This is a genomic window from Sphingomonas sp. LR59, from assembly GCF_036855945.1.
Classification (GTDB): domain Bacteria; phylum Pseudomonadota; class Alphaproteobacteria; order Sphingomonadales; family Sphingomonadaceae; genus Sphingomonas.
Genome location: NZ_JASPFL010000001.1, coordinates 526,436 through 540,439, shown reverse-complemented (window position 1 = coordinate 540,439; position 14,004 = coordinate 526,436). Strand labels below are relative to the sequence as shown.

At 65.5% G+C, this 14,004-nt stretch carries 15 protein-coding genes; 8 read left to right on the top strand and 7 right to left on the bottom strand.

All coding sequences use genetic code 11. The annotated features are described in order from the left end of the window. Window positions 1-99: 99 nt before the first annotated feature. Together QP164_RS02555 and dxs are read right to left on the bottom strand one after the other, a co-directional pair. The gene (locus QP164_RS02555) at window positions 100-267 is read right to left on the bottom strand and encodes a hypothetical protein (protein WP_156362292.1); all 168 of its coding nucleotides are present in this window, start codon (window positions 265-267) and stop codon (window positions 100-102) included. Further along, a complete protein-coding gene (gene dxs / locus QP164_RS02550; RefSeq protein WP_333922017.1) occupies window positions 264-2,186 on the bottom strand; it encodes a 1-deoxy-D-xylulose-5-phosphate synthase in 1,923 nt (640 codons plus the stop codon). The genes QP164_RS02555 and dxs overlap by 4 nt, the downstream gene beginning before the upstream one ends. A gap of 89 nt (window positions 2,187-2,275) precedes the next feature. On the opposite strand from dxs, the gene QP164_RS02545 reads away from it, so the two are divergent. After that, entirely contained in the window at window positions 2,276-2,809 is a 534-nt protein-coding gene (locus tag QP164_RS02545; protein WP_435368403.1) for a GNAT family N-acetyltransferase, read from the top strand. Window positions 2,810-2,950: 141 nt separating this feature from the next. Here the strand turns inward: QP164_RS02545 and QP164_RS02540 are convergent, their stop codons facing one another. Beyond that, window positions 2,951-3,418 carry a Fur family transcriptional regulator gene (locus QP164_RS02540; RefSeq protein ID WP_333922015.1) on the bottom strand — a complete coding sequence of 156 codons (468 nt, stop codon included), beginning with the start codon at window positions 3,416-3,418 and terminating at the stop codon, window positions 2,951-2,953. A gap of 41 nt (window positions 3,419-3,459) precedes the next feature. Next, window positions 3,460-3,843: a MerC domain-containing protein gene (locus QP164_RS02535; protein WP_093399248.1), complete on the bottom strand. Its 384-nt coding sequence runs from the start codon at window positions 3,841-3,843 to the stop codon at window positions 3,460-3,462. A gap of 314 nt (window positions 3,844-4,157) precedes the next feature. Between QP164_RS02535 and QP164_RS02530 the strand changes: the two genes are divergently transcribed. The 3 genes from QP164_RS02530 (at window position 4,158) to rpsI (ending at window position 6,385) form a co-directional block, all read left to right on the top strand. Continuing rightward, window positions 4,158-5,225: a COX15/CtaA family protein gene (locus QP164_RS02530; protein ID WP_333922014.1), complete on the top strand. Its 1,068-nt coding sequence runs from the start codon at window positions 4,158-4,160 to the stop codon at window positions 5,223-5,225. A gap of 123 nt (window positions 5,226-5,348) precedes the next feature. Continuing rightward, window positions 5,349-5,828 (top strand): 50S ribosomal protein L13, encoded by a 480-nt coding sequence (rplM, locus tag QP164_RS02525; protein WP_060524218.1) that lies wholly within the window; start codon window positions 5,349-5,351, stop codon window positions 5,826-5,828. Next, window positions 5,828-6,385 carry a 30S ribosomal protein S9 gene (gene rpsI / locus QP164_RS02520; protein ID WP_082441435.1) on the top strand — a complete coding sequence of 186 codons (558 nt, stop codon included), beginning with the start codon at window positions 5,828-5,830 and terminating at the stop codon, window positions 6,383-6,385. Before rplM ends, rpsI begins: the two co-directional genes overlap by 1 nt. Before the next feature lie 270 nt (window positions 6,386-6,655). Here the strand turns inward: rpsI and QP164_RS02515 are convergent, their stop codons facing one another. Next, window positions 6,656-7,639, bottom strand: a complete 984-nt coding sequence (locus QP164_RS02515) for a polysaccharide deacetylase family protein (protein ID WP_333922013.1) — start codon at window positions 7,637-7,639, stop codon at window positions 6,656-6,658. After that, on the bottom strand, window positions 7,636-9,588 hold the full coding sequence (locus QP164_RS02510; RefSeq protein ID WP_333922012.1) for a sensor histidine kinase: 1,953 nt from the start codon (window positions 9,586-9,588) through the stop codon (window positions 7,636-7,638). The genes QP164_RS02515 and QP164_RS02510 overlap by 4 nt, the downstream gene beginning before the upstream one ends. A gap of 197 nt (window positions 9,589-9,785) precedes the next feature. Between QP164_RS02510 and QP164_RS02505 the strand changes: the two genes are divergently transcribed. Continuing rightward, window positions 9,786-10,253: an Lrp/AsnC family transcriptional regulator gene (locus QP164_RS02505; protein WP_055880606.1), complete on the top strand. Its 468-nt coding sequence runs from the start codon at window positions 9,786-9,788 to the stop codon at window positions 10,251-10,253. 220 nt (window positions 10,254-10,473) lie between these two features. On the opposite strand, the gene QP164_RS02500 is transcribed toward QP164_RS02505, so the two are convergent. After that, window positions 10,474-11,766 (bottom strand): hypothetical protein, encoded by a 1,293-nt coding sequence (locus tag QP164_RS02500; protein ID WP_132738496.1) that lies wholly within the window; start codon window positions 11,764-11,766, stop codon window positions 10,474-10,476. A 163-nt stretch (window positions 11,767-11,929) separates the two neighbouring features. Here QP164_RS02500 and yaaA point away from each other — a divergent pair, with 163 nt between their 5' ends. The 3 genes from yaaA (at window position 11,930) to QP164_RS02485 (ending at window position 13,914) form a co-directional block, all read left to right on the top strand. Further along, window positions 11,930-12,679 carry a peroxide stress protein YaaA gene (gene yaaA / locus QP164_RS02495; protein ID WP_333922011.1) on the top strand — a complete coding sequence of 250 codons (750 nt, stop codon included), beginning with the start codon at window positions 11,930-11,932 and terminating at the stop codon, window positions 12,677-12,679. Then, window positions 12,676-13,362 (top strand): SDR family NAD(P)-dependent oxidoreductase, encoded by a 687-nt coding sequence (locus tag QP164_RS02490; protein ID WP_333922010.1) that lies wholly within the window; start codon window positions 12,676-12,678, stop codon window positions 13,360-13,362. Before yaaA ends, QP164_RS02490 begins: the two co-directional genes overlap by 4 nt. 273 nt (window positions 13,363-13,635) lie before the next feature. Beyond that, on the top strand, window positions 13,636-13,914 hold the full coding sequence (locus QP164_RS02485) for a hypothetical protein (RefSeq protein ID WP_332755041.1): 279 nt from the start codon (window positions 13,636-13,638) through the stop codon (window positions 13,912-13,914). Window positions 13,915-14,004: the final 90 nt, after the last annotated feature.

Here is a 14,004-nt window from a genome sequence, read left to right as displayed (position 1 = left end):
CAGTTGGGGGACGTTGCTAACTGAGCGCCATCCCCCGGCACTGCGACCTCTCCAACTGGGCCCCGGCCTTCGCCGGGGTGGTGTGTTGGGGTTGGCCGCTCACGAAATCCGCGAACCGTCCTCATCAAACAGCTCGGGATTGGCCGCCTGCTCAGCCTTCGCCGCTGCCAGACCACCGCGCATCCGCCGCCACATCGCAATATTCAACGACACCATCACGATCACCGCCAAAACGATGATCACGAGGCCCTTGGTCGGCCCGGTCATGCGCGCGCTTCAGCAACCCCGCGCGAATTGTGGCGGAGCGCCTTGAGGACGGTGTCGACCAGCGCAGTCGCATCGAGACCGGCTTCGGCATACTGGACTTCGGGCTTATCCTGATCCTGGTAGACATCAGGCAGACGCAGCGTGCGGAGCTTGAGGCCGCCGTCGATCAGCCCTTCGTCGGAGGCCATCGTCAAGACATGCGCGCCGAAGCCGCCGACCGAATTCTCCTCGATCGTCACAGCAACTTCGTGCGTGGTCAGCAGCTTGCGGATCAGGTCGACATCGAGCGGCTTGGCGAAGCGGAGATCGGCGACGGTCGTCGACAGCCCCTTGGCCTCGAGAATTTCGGCGGCCTTCAAAGCCTCCTCGAGACGCGTGCCGAGCGACAGGATCGCGACGGTCTTGCCCTCGCGCACGACACGGCCCTTGCCGATTTCCAGCAACTGCGGCGTCTCGGGCAGCGCGACGCCGGTGCCGTTGCCGCGCGGATAACGGACCGCGATCGGGCCCGTGTCGTACTGCGCCGCAGTATGCGTCATGTGAACGAGTTCGGCCTCGTCCGCCGCCGCCATCACGACGAAGTTCGGGAGCGTCGCGAGATATGTGACGTCGAACGAGCCGGCATGGGTCGCGCCGTCCGCGCCGACCAGACCCGCGCGGTCGATCGCGAAGCGGACCGGCAGGTTCTGGATCGCGACGTCGTGGACGACTTGGTCGTATGCGCGCTGGAGGAACGTCGAGTAGATCGCGCAGAACGGGCGCATCCCCTGTGCGGCCAGACCGGCGGCAAAGGTGACGCCGTGTTGCTCGGCGATGCCTACGTCGAAGAACCGGTCGGGATACGCCTTGGCGAACGCGTCGAGCCCGGTGCCCGACGGCATCGCCGCGGTGATCGCGCAGATCCGCGGATCCTTGGCGGCCTCGGCAACGAGCTGCGCGCCGAACACGTTCTGGTATTGCGGCGGGCCTGGGGGCGCCTTGGTCTGGACGCCCGAGATCACGTCGAACTTCTGCACGCCGTGATACTTGTCCGCCGCGGCCTCGGCGGGAGCGTAACCCTTGCCCTTCTTGGTGACGACGTGGACGAGGATCGGGCCCTCCTCGGCATCGCGGACGTTCTCGAGCACCGGAATCAGATGTTCGAGGTTATGGCCGTCGATCGGGCCGACATAATAAAAGCCGAGTTCCTCGAACAGCGTGCCGCCCATCGTCATGCCGCGCGCGAACTCGTCGGTCTTGCGCATCCCGCTGGCAATCGGCCGTGGCAGCCTCTTGGCGAGTTTCCGAGCCAGCTCGCGGAAGCCGAGGAACTCGCGACTCGACACGATCCGGCTCAGATACGCCGACAGCCCGCCGACCGGGGGCGCGATCGACATGTCGTTGTCGTTGAGGATGACGACCAGGCGGTTGCCCGCCTGCGCGGCATTGTTCATCGCCTCGTACGCCATACCCGCCGACATCGCGCCGTCGCCGATCACGGCGATGCCCTTGCCGGGCGTCCCCGCGATCTTGTTGGCGACCGCAAAGCCAAGTGCGGCCGAGATCGAGGTCGAGGAATGCGCCGCGCCGAACGGGTCGTATTCACTCTCGCTGCGCTTGGTGAAGCCGCTTAGCCCGCCGCCCTGGCGCAGCGTCCGAATCCGGTCGCGACGCCCCGTAAGGATCTTGTGCGGATAGCATTGGTGACCAACGTCCCACACCAGCCGATCGCGCGGGGTATCGAACACGTAATGGATCGCGGTGGTCAGCTCGACCACGCCGAGACCCGAGCCGAGATGGCCGCCGGTGGTCCCGACCGCCGAAATCGTCTCGGTCCGCAGTTCGTCGGCAAGTTGGCGGAGCTGGTCCGGACGCAACTTGCGGAGGTCGGCGGGTGTCGAAACGGTATCGAGCAGCGGTGTCGAGGGAAGGTCAGCCATCGGACGGGCTTAATGCAGCGCGCGTATCGTGTCGATTGTTACCGTGTCTTGACGTAGCATTCGCGCTGAAATCGCTCGGGAAGTGCACAATTATGAACTTTACGCATCGTGTTGCCGTCGCGGCGGATATCCCGGCGATCTCGGCGCTGATGGCGCGGGCGATCGGCGCGTTGCAGGGGGACTTCCTGACGCCGGCGCAGGTCGAGGCGAGCCGCGCGGTGATGGGGCTCGATACGCAGTTGATCGCGGACGGGACGTATCTGCTGGTCGAGGCGGCGGGTCGGCTGGCCGGATGTGGCGGCTGGAGTCGGCGCGCGACGCTGTATGGGGGCGATCACAGCAAGGCGTTGCGCGATGCGGCGTTGCTCGATCCGGTGCGCGACGCGGCACGGATCCGCGCGATGTATACCGATCCGGATTTTACGCGGCGGGGCGTCGGGCGGCTGGTGCTGTTGGTTTGCGAAACTGCCGCGCGAGAGGCCGGGTTTGCAAGGGCGGAGATGATGGCGACGCTGGCCGGAGAGCCGCTGTACCGAGCCTGCGGGTATCTGCCGATCGAGCGGATCGAGACGCCGGGCGAGGTCCCGGTGCCGATGATCCGGATGGGGAAGGATCTGGGGTAGAACCCGATCCTCCCCCGCCAGGGGGAGGTGGCACCGAAGGTGACGGAAGGGGAGGACACGGAGCAAAGGTTGCCCCTTCCTTCCCCTCCGTCTGGCAAACGCCAGCCACCCCCTGGCGGGGGAGGATCGGCGATGGCGAGACTATTTCGCTTCGCAGTCGGCACATCGCCCACGGACTTCGATCACCGGACGGACCGGGGAGAAGCCGGCCGCCTCCGCCGCGTTGCGAACGCCCTTAGTGATCGTGTCGTTATCGAGATGCGTCGTCTGCCCGCACGCGTCGCAGACCAGGAAGATGCAGTCGTGCAGGCAATTCGGGTGCGCATTGGCGACATAGGCGTTGGCGCTCTCGACTCGCCGCGCGAGGTTCGCGCCGACGAACAGGTCGAGGATGCGGTACACGCTGTTGGCGGCGACGCGGCGGCCTTCGGCTTTCGAGACGGCTTCGGCGATGTCGTAGGCGGAGGCCGGCTTTTCGAAGCTCGCCAGCGCGGCGAACACGCTGGCGCGCATCGTGGTCCACTGCTCGCCGGCCTTTTCGAGCGTCGACTGTGCTGCGACGGTGAGATCGGCGCCTTGCGGTTCGGTGTGGGTGTGAGCGTGCGCCATGCTGGATGAAGTAGGATGCCGGAAGGATTCCAGCAACCCGCTCAAGTCTCCGCGCGGCGGTTGAGATCGTGGCCGAATGCGAGCAGCCCGACGCCCACAATCGTCCACAAGGTCTCGCCGCCACCGCTGTCGTGCGGCAGCGTCATCGCGCCCGCCATGATGCCGAGTCCGAGCGCACCCATCGCGGCGGGCATCATATAGCCGTGATTGAGCACGCCGCGGCCGAGCGCGAGCGCGCCCAGGCCGATCGCGATCGTCAAGCCGACTTCGTGGAAGATCGGGTCGAGCAGGAAACCGCCCGCGGTCGACATCAGCGCGACCAGCACGGAGGTTGCCAAGCAATGCACCATGCACAGGCCCGACAGCCCGATCGCATAGCGATCGAGACCGGCGAAGCGGTGGGTATGCGTGGCCGAGGGCGTCATCGTTCGTCGAATATAGATGGGCAGTTGAAAGGATACAACATTACATTGCAGATTTTCTTGCGAGGAATTTTAGGTTCGTCAGGTCGGATCGCCGCCAGAGATCGCGTAGTGGCTATCCGTCGTCATCCTGACGAAAGTCAGGATCCAGAGCCTCAGGCGGCAGCGTGCGTAACTCTGGATCCTGACTTTCGTCAGGATGACGGGAGGAGCGGCAGGACGCTGCACCCCCTGCACCTCCGCCAGTCCGGCAATATGAAGCAATGCCTCACCATGAAGGAATGGCGCCGGGCTGCGCAAAGGACTATCTCATCGCCATGCTTCAACCCAGTGCCGCCTTTCTCACCAAAGCCCGTCCTCGTGCGGTCGCCCTGTGGCTGTACACGGTCGCGGGCCTGATCGTCGCGATGGTCGTCATCGGCGGAATCACGCGGCTGACCGAATCGGGGCTGTCGATCACGCAGTGGAAGCCGATCAGCGGGATCATCCCGCCGCTCAACGACGCACAGTGGCAGGCCGAGTTCGACGCCTATAAGCGCATCCCCGAATACGCCGCGTTCAACGCCGACATGACGGTCGGCGGGTTCAAGGCGATATTCTTCTGGGAATATCTGCATCGGCTATGGGGTCGACTGATCGGCCTCGTGTTCGCGGCGCCGCTGATCTGGTTCGCGGTGCGCAAGCGCATCCCGGTCGGCTATGGCTGGCGGCTGTCGGCGCTGCTGGCGCTCGGCGCGTTCCAGGGCGCGATCGGCTGGTGGATGGTCGCCTCGGGCCTGTCGGTGCGCACCGACGTCAGCCACATCCGACTCGCCGTCCATCTGCTGACCGCGCTGACGATCCTCGCGGGGATCGTCTGGACCGCGCTAGACCTGATGGCGCTACACCGCAATCCGCTCGCCGCCCCTGCCCGCCTCGCACCCGTAGCGATCGTCGCGCTGGCGCTGTTGTTCGTACAGCTCGTCTACGGTGCGTTCACCGCCGGTCTCGACGCGGGGTACGCGTTCGCCAGCTGGCCGCTGATGGGCGACGGGCTGTTCCCTGCTGACGTGCCGATGGTGAACCCCGCCTGGAGCAACGCGGTCGACAACCCTATCGTCGTCCAGTTCATCCACCGCTGGTTCGCGTTCGCCGCCGCCGCCGGGCTGATCTGGCTGGCTATCAAAGCGACCAAGACCGGCAGCAGCGCGGGATTCTTTGTCGTCGGACTCGTCACGCTTCAGATCATGCTCGGCATCGCGACGCTGATGACCGGCGTGCAGATCGACGTCGCGGTCGCGCACCAGGGCAACGCCGCGCTCCTCCTGATCGCGGCGATGTTCGCCGCGCACGCGGTCGGCAGCGCACCCCGCCTGAATCAACGGGGCCTGAGGCAGCGGGTATAATAATACCCGTCAGGAAACCGGCGGAAAGCTTGACTTGAAGCCCCCTTTCAGCATTAGGCCGGCATTCGCGCTGCGGGGCTTCCCCTTGGTGCGCTTGCATTCAATCTGGAAGGTCTAACGCCCATGAAGGCGCTCATGAAGACCACCAAGTCGGCGAAGCCGGCTGAGGTGGAGAAGCAGTGGCATATCGTCGACGCGGAAGGTCTCGTCGTCGGTCGTGCCGCATCGATCATCGCCAACGTCCTGCGCGGCAAGCACAAGGTGTCGTTCACCCCGCATGTCGATTGCGGTGACAACGTCGTCGTGATCAATGCCGACAAGATCCGCTTCACCGGCAACAAGGCCGCGAAGAAGATTTATTACAAGCACACCGGTTATGCCGGCGGCATCAAGGGCATCACTGCCGCCAAGGTCCTCGACGGCCGCTTCCCGGAGCGCGTTCTCGAAAAGGCTGTCGAGCGCATGATCCCGCGCGGCCCGCTGGGTCGTGAGCAGATGCGCAACCTGCGTATCTTCAAGGGCACCGAGCATCCGCACGAGGCACAGAACCCTGCCGTGCTCGACATCGGCAGCATGAACCGCAAGAACAAGGTGGGCGCATAATGTCCGACAACCGCCAGTCGCTCGCCGATCTCGCGAGCCTGACCAACCAGCCCGCGCCGGCTGCCCCCGCCGAGCAGGCTCTGCCGACCAGCGAAGGTGATATCGCAGCGCCGGTCTCGAACGAACCCGTCCGCGAGCCGATGCCACTGCGCGAGCAGATCCTCGACAAGCAGGGCCGCGCCTATGCGACCGGCCGTCGCAAGGACGCCGTCGCGCGCGTCTGGGTCAAGCCCGGCACCGGCAAGATCACGATCAACGGTCGTGACCAGGAAGTGTATTTCGCACGTCCGACGCTGCGTCTCGTCATCAACCAGGTGTTCGGCATCACCGAGCGCGAAGGTCAGTACGACGTCGTCTGCACCGTCAAGGGCGGTGGCCTTTCGGGCCAGGCCGGCGCGGTCAAGCACGGCATCAGCCAGGCGCTGACCCGCTTCGAGCCGGTGCTGCGCGCATCGGTGAAGGCAGCAGGCTTCCTGACCCGCGACAGCCGCGTCGTCGAGCGCAAGAAGTACGGCAAGGCGAAGGCCCGTCGCAGCTTCCAGTTCTCGAAGCGCTAAACCCGCTTTCAGTATCTGCGTATCAGAAGGGCGGTCCGGCAACGGGCCGCCCTTTTTCGGTTTGGGCATTGGTGCAGGACGACATCGTTCTGCCGCGCACAGGAGCCCAAGATAGAAAGCCGCGTCTGCGGCGATCCTCCCCCGCCAGGGGGAGGTGGCAGGCACTTGCCAGACGGAGCGGGAGGTAAGGGAAACCTCTGTTCCGCCCTCCCCCTCCGTCACCTTCGGCGCCACCCCCCTTGCGGGGGAGGATCGTTCGGAAGCGACGGCCTAGCCTAGCGCGGCAATGATCTCGCCGAGCGACGCATTGCGAATGCCGCGACGGTCGAACTCGTCTAGCATCGTCGTCCACCACGTGTAGAAACGCTTCAGGTCTGCGGCGTCGCGGACATAAGGTGTGTTACCCGGGGCCAAGGACGGCGAGTGGAACGACAGGTTGAACAGACGCAACCCCTCGCCCGCCGCGACCGCAACCGCCTCCAGCGCAGCCTCGATCGGCATGTCCTCGGGCGTCAGCGCGATCCGCGACAACAGGCGCGCGCGGGCGAACACGCCCCTGCCCTTCGGCACATGTCCGAGCGCAGTGTACAACCTGCCGCCGCCCCTTCGCGCGTGGCCAGTGAAAACGGTGGTTAGCGGCAGTTCGACGATACCGCCTTCGCGATACGCACCGGCATCCGCCAGCGAGAAGTCCGGACCGCCATCGCCGCTATAATCGTAGCCGGGGCGGATCGAGCTATCGATCCGGTAGCCGAGCCCTGCCAGCAGTTCGAAACTGTTCGGGCCGATGCCATAGCGACCAGCGCGATACGCACGCGGGGCGGTGCCGAATGCGGTCTTGATCGCGGCCGTGAGCGTCTCAAGCTTGGCCGCCTCCAGCGTCCGCGGCAGGTTGCCCGCGTAGCTTGACGCCGATGTCGCTACCTCCTCGAACGGCGGATTGACCCAGGCGTGCAACTGCGTGCCGATCTCCGACCGCCCATCTTCGAGGACGCGCGACAGGACCGCCACCGAAGCGGGATCGGTGGCGATCGGGTGGTCGACCATGCAGTTGAGCGCGACACCGCGCTCCGCGAACCGACGGTGCGCGTCGGGAAACGCCGCCATCGCGGTCGTCGCGCGGTTGCGGCGATCGAGCGGCGCGCGCCAGTCGAACTCTTCCTCGACGTCCACGAAGACAGTGAAGCGGGTACCAAAATCCTCAGGCCAGATTACCCGCTGCGCGTCGGTTGGCCGCGGCGGGCGGTAGGTCACCGCTGATCGTCGGCGGTGCGCTCCGCTTCCGCGACATCGGCGGTCGGGCACTCCGCTTCCACGACATCGGCAGCGGGAAGTTGCAGCGTCAGGCGTTCCGCGCCGATCGTCAGGACGCCGCCGAGTTCTACCGCGAGATTCTGCGCGAGACGCAGCGCGAAGCCGGTGCCGAGTAGTGGTGCGCCGTCGTTCTCCTGTTCTGTGTCGATGCTGAGCAGCACGTCGGTCGCATGCGCGGCGAGCGCGGCGGGGCGATCGAACTCGATCGTGATCGTGTCGCCCACCGGCCGCACGACGATCCCGAGTTGCTCGCCCTGGCGCCCGGCCGACACCAGCGCGGCGAGCAGGCGACCGACCAGCCGCTCGACCGCGCGATCGTCACCGAGGATATCGCAGTCACTCGCAGGCATCGCCACCGACAGGCTCGCCCCGCGTAATGCGGCGAGCGGCTGGAGGTCCGAGGTGACGCGGTCGAGCAACGCACGGACCGGCACCGTCGTCGGTCGCAGATCGAGCGCATGGCCTTCGATCCGCGCCGCGGTGTCGAGATCGTCGATCGCGGCGAGCAGGTCGCCCGCCTGCGTACGGATCGCTGTCGCGCGGTCGCGATAGGTCGGCGAGACGGGGCCGAGCAACTGCGTCTCGATCAGTTCGGCGAACCCGGCGATCGCATTGGTCGGCGTGCGCAGTTCGTGGACCAGCTGGCGGAGCGAATCGGCGACCGGCGACGATGCGGGCTTTGCCGGCGCCGCGGTCTCGTCGCGACGTGGGCGGCGCGCGGTGCCGCGGAAGCCGATGAAGCGGCCGGATGCGTGTTCGAACGCAGGCACGCCCGACAACCGCCACGATCCGAACGCGTCCGAAAGTCCGCCGACCTCGAGCCGCGCGTCGCTGAACCGTGAACGACGACGGAATGCGCCAGCCGCGACGCCATCGAGATGCGCCTCGCCCTGTTGCGCGGCATAGGCGAGCGACACGCCGATCAGCGCGGAGCGGGCGACGCCATCGATCATCCGGATGACGCCTTGCGCATCGGTTTCGAAGCGGAAGCCCTCGATTTCGGCCGCCGCGGGTGTTGGCGTGGCGACGTCGACGGTGCGGTCGCGATTGAACGCCTCGATCCGTGCGACGAGGTCAGATATTTCGAAGCGGTCTGCTGGCGCCGGTTCAGCCGGTTCAGCGACGGCCGCTTCCGTCTCGGCGAGCTTGGCATGGCGAAACGCCTCGGCGACGAACGGCAGGCCACGGGCGACCGCGCCGAGCGCCATGAACGGAGTTTCGCTGAGTGGAGTTTCGCTGGGAGGTGCGGAATAGAGCGACGGTTCGCGTGCCTTGGCAAAGGGCGTGTCGACCGGAGATGTGTCGAACACCCCCGCAACCAGGTTTTCAGCTAAAGGCGGCTCTTCAGCTAACGGCGCCTCTTCGGCCACAGTCGGCTCTGCGATCGGCGCCGGCTTGATAGCGATCGGCTCTGCAACGACCCGCTCGGCTTCGACAGGCTCGGGCTCGGCCGGCACATCGGGTTGCGGCAGCACGAAGTCGGTCGGACCGAAGCTCTGCAAGCCACGTTGGACCGATGCGGGCAAGTCGCGGCGATGGCGCAGTACCGAACGGCTAGCCGGCGTCAGCCGCGGCAGGATCGCCAGCCATTCGTCGGGCTCCAGAGTCGCGGTCCGCAGCACCGGTGCGGCGATCGCCAGCGCGTCCTCGGCGAAGAACCCGACCAGGTTCGCATCGGGCCGGGCGAAAGCGAGCGCGCGGGCACTGGCGGCACGCACCTCGACCGGCACCGTCTGGCGCAACAGCCGCAACCGCGCGATCGCCGGTTCATCGACCGCCGTCCGCCCGCGGCCCATCAGGTCGACCAGTTGCCGCCACGCGGATTCCGCGCCGAAACCGGTGGCCATGTCGGCAGCGAGGATCGTCTTCAGGCTATCGTCGAACCGCACATCGTTCCCCGGCTTAGGTGGGCGTACCACGCTCTCCGTACCGATTCCTTAACGCCGCCGACTCATCGAAGGAACAATCCATTTTGGTGCGGATACGGGTTCGTCGCATAGTGGGACAATTGCGTTTCACCGCAACAATCTTATCGCTATGAGGAATGAATCGCTTGGTTTGCGATGCCTATCGGGAGTTGCGTGAAATGAGTTTTGACCGGATCGATCGGCAGATCCTGTCGCTGTTGCAGGCCGACGGTCGGATGACCAATGTCGACCTGGCCGACCAGGTGGGGCTTACCGCCCCGCCCTGCCTGCGCCGCGTCCGCGCGCTCGAAGAGGCAGGCGCGATCCGTGGCTATCACGCCGATCTCGATGCGAGCCGACTGGGCTTTCCGATCACGGTGTTCGCCATGGTGTCGCTGCGCAGCCAGGCCGAGCACGACCTCGCCGCGTTCGAGCATCATATCGCGGATATTCCTGAAATCCGGGAATGCCACATGCTCAATGGCGAGATCGACTTCATCCTGAAGATCGTCGCGGCGGATCTGAAGAGCTTCCAGGAAATCCTGACGACGCATCTGACGCCAGCGCCGAACGTGGCGAGCGTGAAGACGTCGCTGACGATCCGGACGGCCAAGGCGCTGTCGGGGATCCCGGTGGTGGTCGACTAAGGGACGACTGCGATCCTCCCCTACAAGGGGGTGGCCGGTGCTTGCCAGACGGAGGGGTGACACCCTCGCGACGGCGCGACACCCCTCCGTCAGTCCTGCGGACTGCCACCTCCCCTGACAGGACCCTGACAGGGGAGGATCAAGCTTCGAAGCTCCCCTCCTCAAACGAAAACGGGGCGGCATCGCTGCCACCCCGTTCTTTAGCCAGAGACCGGACCGCTTACGCAGCCGGTGCGCCGAGCCAGGTCGTCCACAGGCTCGCGATGTCCGCCTTGGGCGATGCCTTCACCGCCGAGAACGCCGTCGCTGCGCCAGCCTTGTCGCCCGAGCGCGCAAGCGCGATGCCCAGATGCAGGTTCACGTCATCCGCGTCGATGCCGCCCTTGGTCAGCGCCAGGCGATAGAGTTCGATCGACTTCGCGTAGTTGTTCTGACCGAGATACGCATCTGCCGTACCCGCGGCGAGCTTGCCGTTCGGCGCCGTCGCAGCGCGCTTTTCGAGACCCGACAAGGGACCGTCTGCGGCGATGTTCTTGGTCGCATCTGCGAGCAGACCCTTGGCCATCGTGTTCGACGCCGGGATTTTGCCCGAGGCGAGACCTTCCTTGATCACTGCCTGCGCTTCGCTCGGCAGTCCGCGACGGTTCACGCTGTCCGCATATTGCAGATAGTCGGTCTGATCGGCGAGCGAGTTGGTTGCGCGCATCAGACGGAAGATGTCGACCTTCTGCGGTTCGTCGAGCGTGATCAAAGCGTCCTTTTGGATACCCGACAGGATCAATACGTCACGCCAGTTCTTGGCCGACGGATACGCGGTGATCCACTTCTTGAGCCACGCCATCGTCTCTGGCTTGCGCTTGGCTGCGTACGACTTGGCGATCGCGTAGCGGTAATATTCCTCCGGCGCCTTCTGGCCCGACGCGGTCATCTGCGTGATCGCGGCATCGAGATCGGCAGTGGCGCCAGCGACGTCGCCGCTATCCATCTTCGCCTTGATGATCTGCAGCGACAGGTTGGGATCGGTGTAGCCGAGTTCCTTCGCCTTCGAGAAATACTGAAGTGCAATCGGATACTGCTTGCCGTTGAACGCCAGCGCACCGCGGCGATAAGCATAGCGACCACGATCCGCGGCGGGCGTCGCCGGGTTGGCGATCAGCGCGTCGAGCGGCGTGGCGAGGGTCGTCTCGTTGATCGGTGCGTTGGGGTTGGCGGTCTGCGCAGCGACGAGCTTCTCCGACTCAAGCTGATACCGGAGCGCGGCACCGATATACTTCTCGTAATCGGTCTTCGCGGCGGCATCGATCTGGTCGATCGCGGTCTGCGCGGTCGGGTAATCCTTGGCCGCCAGCGCGGTCTGCGCGGCAAGGCCGGGCTTCTGGACTTCGGGGCTGAGCTTAACCGTCGGAGCGGCGTCAGCCTTCTTGTCCTTGGCGAAGGCGGGCGTGGTGATCGCCATGCTGCTTGCGCCGGTCGCGAACGCCGCAACCAGTGCAAGCTTGGAAATGGTCTTCATGCGGAAACTCTCCCTCTGCGTCGGCCCGCTTACGTAAGTGGCGCGCCGCGACGCTATATGGTCCGTGGTGCATACGTTCAAGCAAGCGGTCCGGATCCCCTGCCTGCAAATTAGCTGGTGAACGTCGATTGAACGCGCTCACGGCGGTCGCTAGATCGCGAGGATGATCGCTGTCCTTTCGCCCGCCAAGACGCTCGATTACGAGAGCGCGCTGCCCAAGCTCGAGCCTACGACGCCGCGGTTTGCCGACGAGGCGAAAACGCTGGCACACGCTGCCGCGCATCTGACGCAGAAGAAGCTGTCGGAACTGATGCACATCTCGCCCGCGCTGGCGAAGCTGAACGCGGACCGGTATCGGGATTTCGACACGCTGCCCGAGCGTCCGGCGATGTTCGCGTTCGCGGGCGACGTCTATACCGGGTTGGAAGCGAAGACGCTTGACGAGGCGGCGGTGGATTACGCGCAGGATCACGTGCGGATGTTGTCGGGGCTGTACGGCCTGCTACGGCCGCTCGACCTGATGCGGCCCTACCGGCTGGAAATGGGCACGCGTTGGGCGCCGCGGAAAACCAAGCTGACCGACTGGTGGGGGGACCGGATCGCCAAGCTGCTCGCGGACGATGTCGAGGCGGAGGGATCAGGCACGATCCTCAACCTCGCCAGCCAGGAATATTGGGCTGCGGCGGACGGCAAGCTGCCCTCCTCCATACGCGTCGTGGCGATCGATTTCCGCGAGGGCGAGGCGCAGAAGTTCGTTAGCTTCCATGCAAAGAAGGCACGCGGGATGGTGGCGCGGTGGCTGGTCGAGCACCGCGTCGACACGATCGAGGGGATCAAGGGGTTCGACAGCGACGGCTATGCCTATGACGCGGCGGGCAGCAGCGACGCGCAGTTCCGGTTCGTCCGCAAGTGAGCAGCGCGGTCGTCATCGGCGTCTCGGGCGGGATCGGCAAGGCGCTGGAAGAGGCGCTGATCGAGGAAGGGGCTTTCGACAAGGTCTACGGGTTCGCGCGATCCGAGAGCGGCGATCGGCATCTCGATCTGGAGAAGGAGGCTAGCATTGCGGCAGCGGCTTCGCGGGTTGGGTCTCCGACGCTGGTGATCGTCGCGACGGGGTTGCTGCACGACGGCGATAATGGGCCTGAGAAGGCAATGCGCGAGCTCGACCCGGTCTGGATGGCGCGCAACTTCGCGATCAATGCGATCGGGCCGGCGTTGGTGGCGAAGCACTTCCTGCCGACGACGCCGAAGGCAGGGCGGATCGTGTTCGCGGTGTTGTCGGCGCGCGTTGGGAGCATTGGCGATAACAAGCTCGGCGGCTGGTACGGCTATCGTGCGTCGAAGGCGGCGTTGAACCAGCTGGTGAAGACGATCTCGATCGAGGACAAGCGGCGGAACTCGAGCGGGATCGTCGTGGGGTTGCATCCGGGGACGGTCGACACCGGTTTGTCGAAGCCGTTCCAGGGGAATGTGACGCCAGGCAACCTGTTCAAGCCGGACCGCGCGGCGGTGCAGTTGCTCGACGTCATCGACGGCCTGCGCGCTCCGGACAGCGGCAAGCTGTTCGCGTGGGATGGGGCGGAAGTTACCCCATAGCGCCCTCCTCCTTCACGTCATCCCAGCGGAAGCTGGGATATCATCGTGTGGCGAACGCCGGCCGCCAAACGGGGATACCCCAGCTTTCGCTGGGGTGACGAGTGGGCGATTCAGGGGCCGCCACCTAAATCCCTGCGGCGGACGTCCGGCGCTCTTCAGCTCTTCCACACCCCTAGCATGACGCGGATTTCACCTGTCCGCCACAATCCGTTCAGGTCCCCCGGCGCACTCTCCGACCATCGTCCACCAAGGCCGAAACAGAGAGGATATCCTATGACCAAGTCTCTCCCCCTCGCGATCCTCGCCGGCGGCGCGCTCTTGTCCGGCACCGCCGCGATCGCCGCGACGCAGGCCAAGACCGTCCAGCCGAAGACCGTCGCGACGCACACCACGACGACCAAGACCACCACGCCGATGGGCAACACCAAGGTCGCCAAGCGCACCACTACGGTCAAGAAAGGCCGCATGGTCACCGCTAAGCTCGCGAACGGCAAGACCGTCACCTATGATTGCTCGCTCGCCGGCAACAAGACCAAGACTGCCTGCAAATAACCCTCAAATTAACGATGAAACCTCCTTCCCTCGCGTGCGTACGCGTGCGCGGGGGTAGTAAGGTGCCCCCCTCGGCTAAGGTGTGTCACA

Coding starts and splice junctions, on each gene's coding strand:
- dxs (WP_333922017.1), bottom strand. CDS start 2,186: ATGGCTGACCTTCCCTCGACACCGCTGCTCGATACCGTTTCGACACCC.
- QP164_RS02555 (WP_156362292.1), bottom strand. CDS start 267: ATGACCGGGCCGACCAAGGGCCTCGTGATCATCGTTTTGGCGGTGATC.
- QP164_RS02530 (WP_333922014.1), top strand. CDS start 4,158: ATGCTTCAACCCAGTGCCGCCTTTCTCACCAAAGCCCGTCCTCGTGCG.
- QP164_RS02505 (WP_055880606.1), top strand. CDS start 9,786: ATGAGTTTTGACCGGATCGATCGGCAGATCCTGTCGCTGTTGCAGGCC.
- yaaA (WP_333922011.1), top strand. CDS start 11,930: ATGATCGCTGTCCTTTCGCCCGCCAAGACGCTCGATTACGAGAGCGCG.
- QP164_RS02535 (WP_093399248.1), bottom strand. CDS start 3,843: ATGACGCCCTCGGCCACGCATACCCACCGCTTCGCCGGTCTCGATCGC.
- rplM (WP_060524218.1), top strand. CDS start 5,349: ATGAAGGCGCTCATGAAGACCACCAAGTCGGCGAAGCCGGCTGAGGTG.
- rpsI (WP_082441435.1), top strand. CDS start 5,828: ATGTCCGACAACCGCCAGTCGCTCGCCGATCTCGCGAGCCTGACCAAC.
- QP164_RS02485 (WP_332755041.1), top strand. CDS start 13,636: ATGACCAAGTCTCTCCCCCTCGCGATCCTCGCCGGCGGCGCGCTCTTG.
- QP164_RS02500 (WP_132738496.1), bottom strand. CDS start 11,766: ATGAAGACCATTTCCAAGCTTGCACTGGTTGCGGCGTTCGCGACCGGC.
- QP164_RS02540 (WP_333922015.1), bottom strand. CDS start 3,418: ATGGCGCACGCTCACACCCACACCGAACCGCAAGGCGCCGATCTCACC.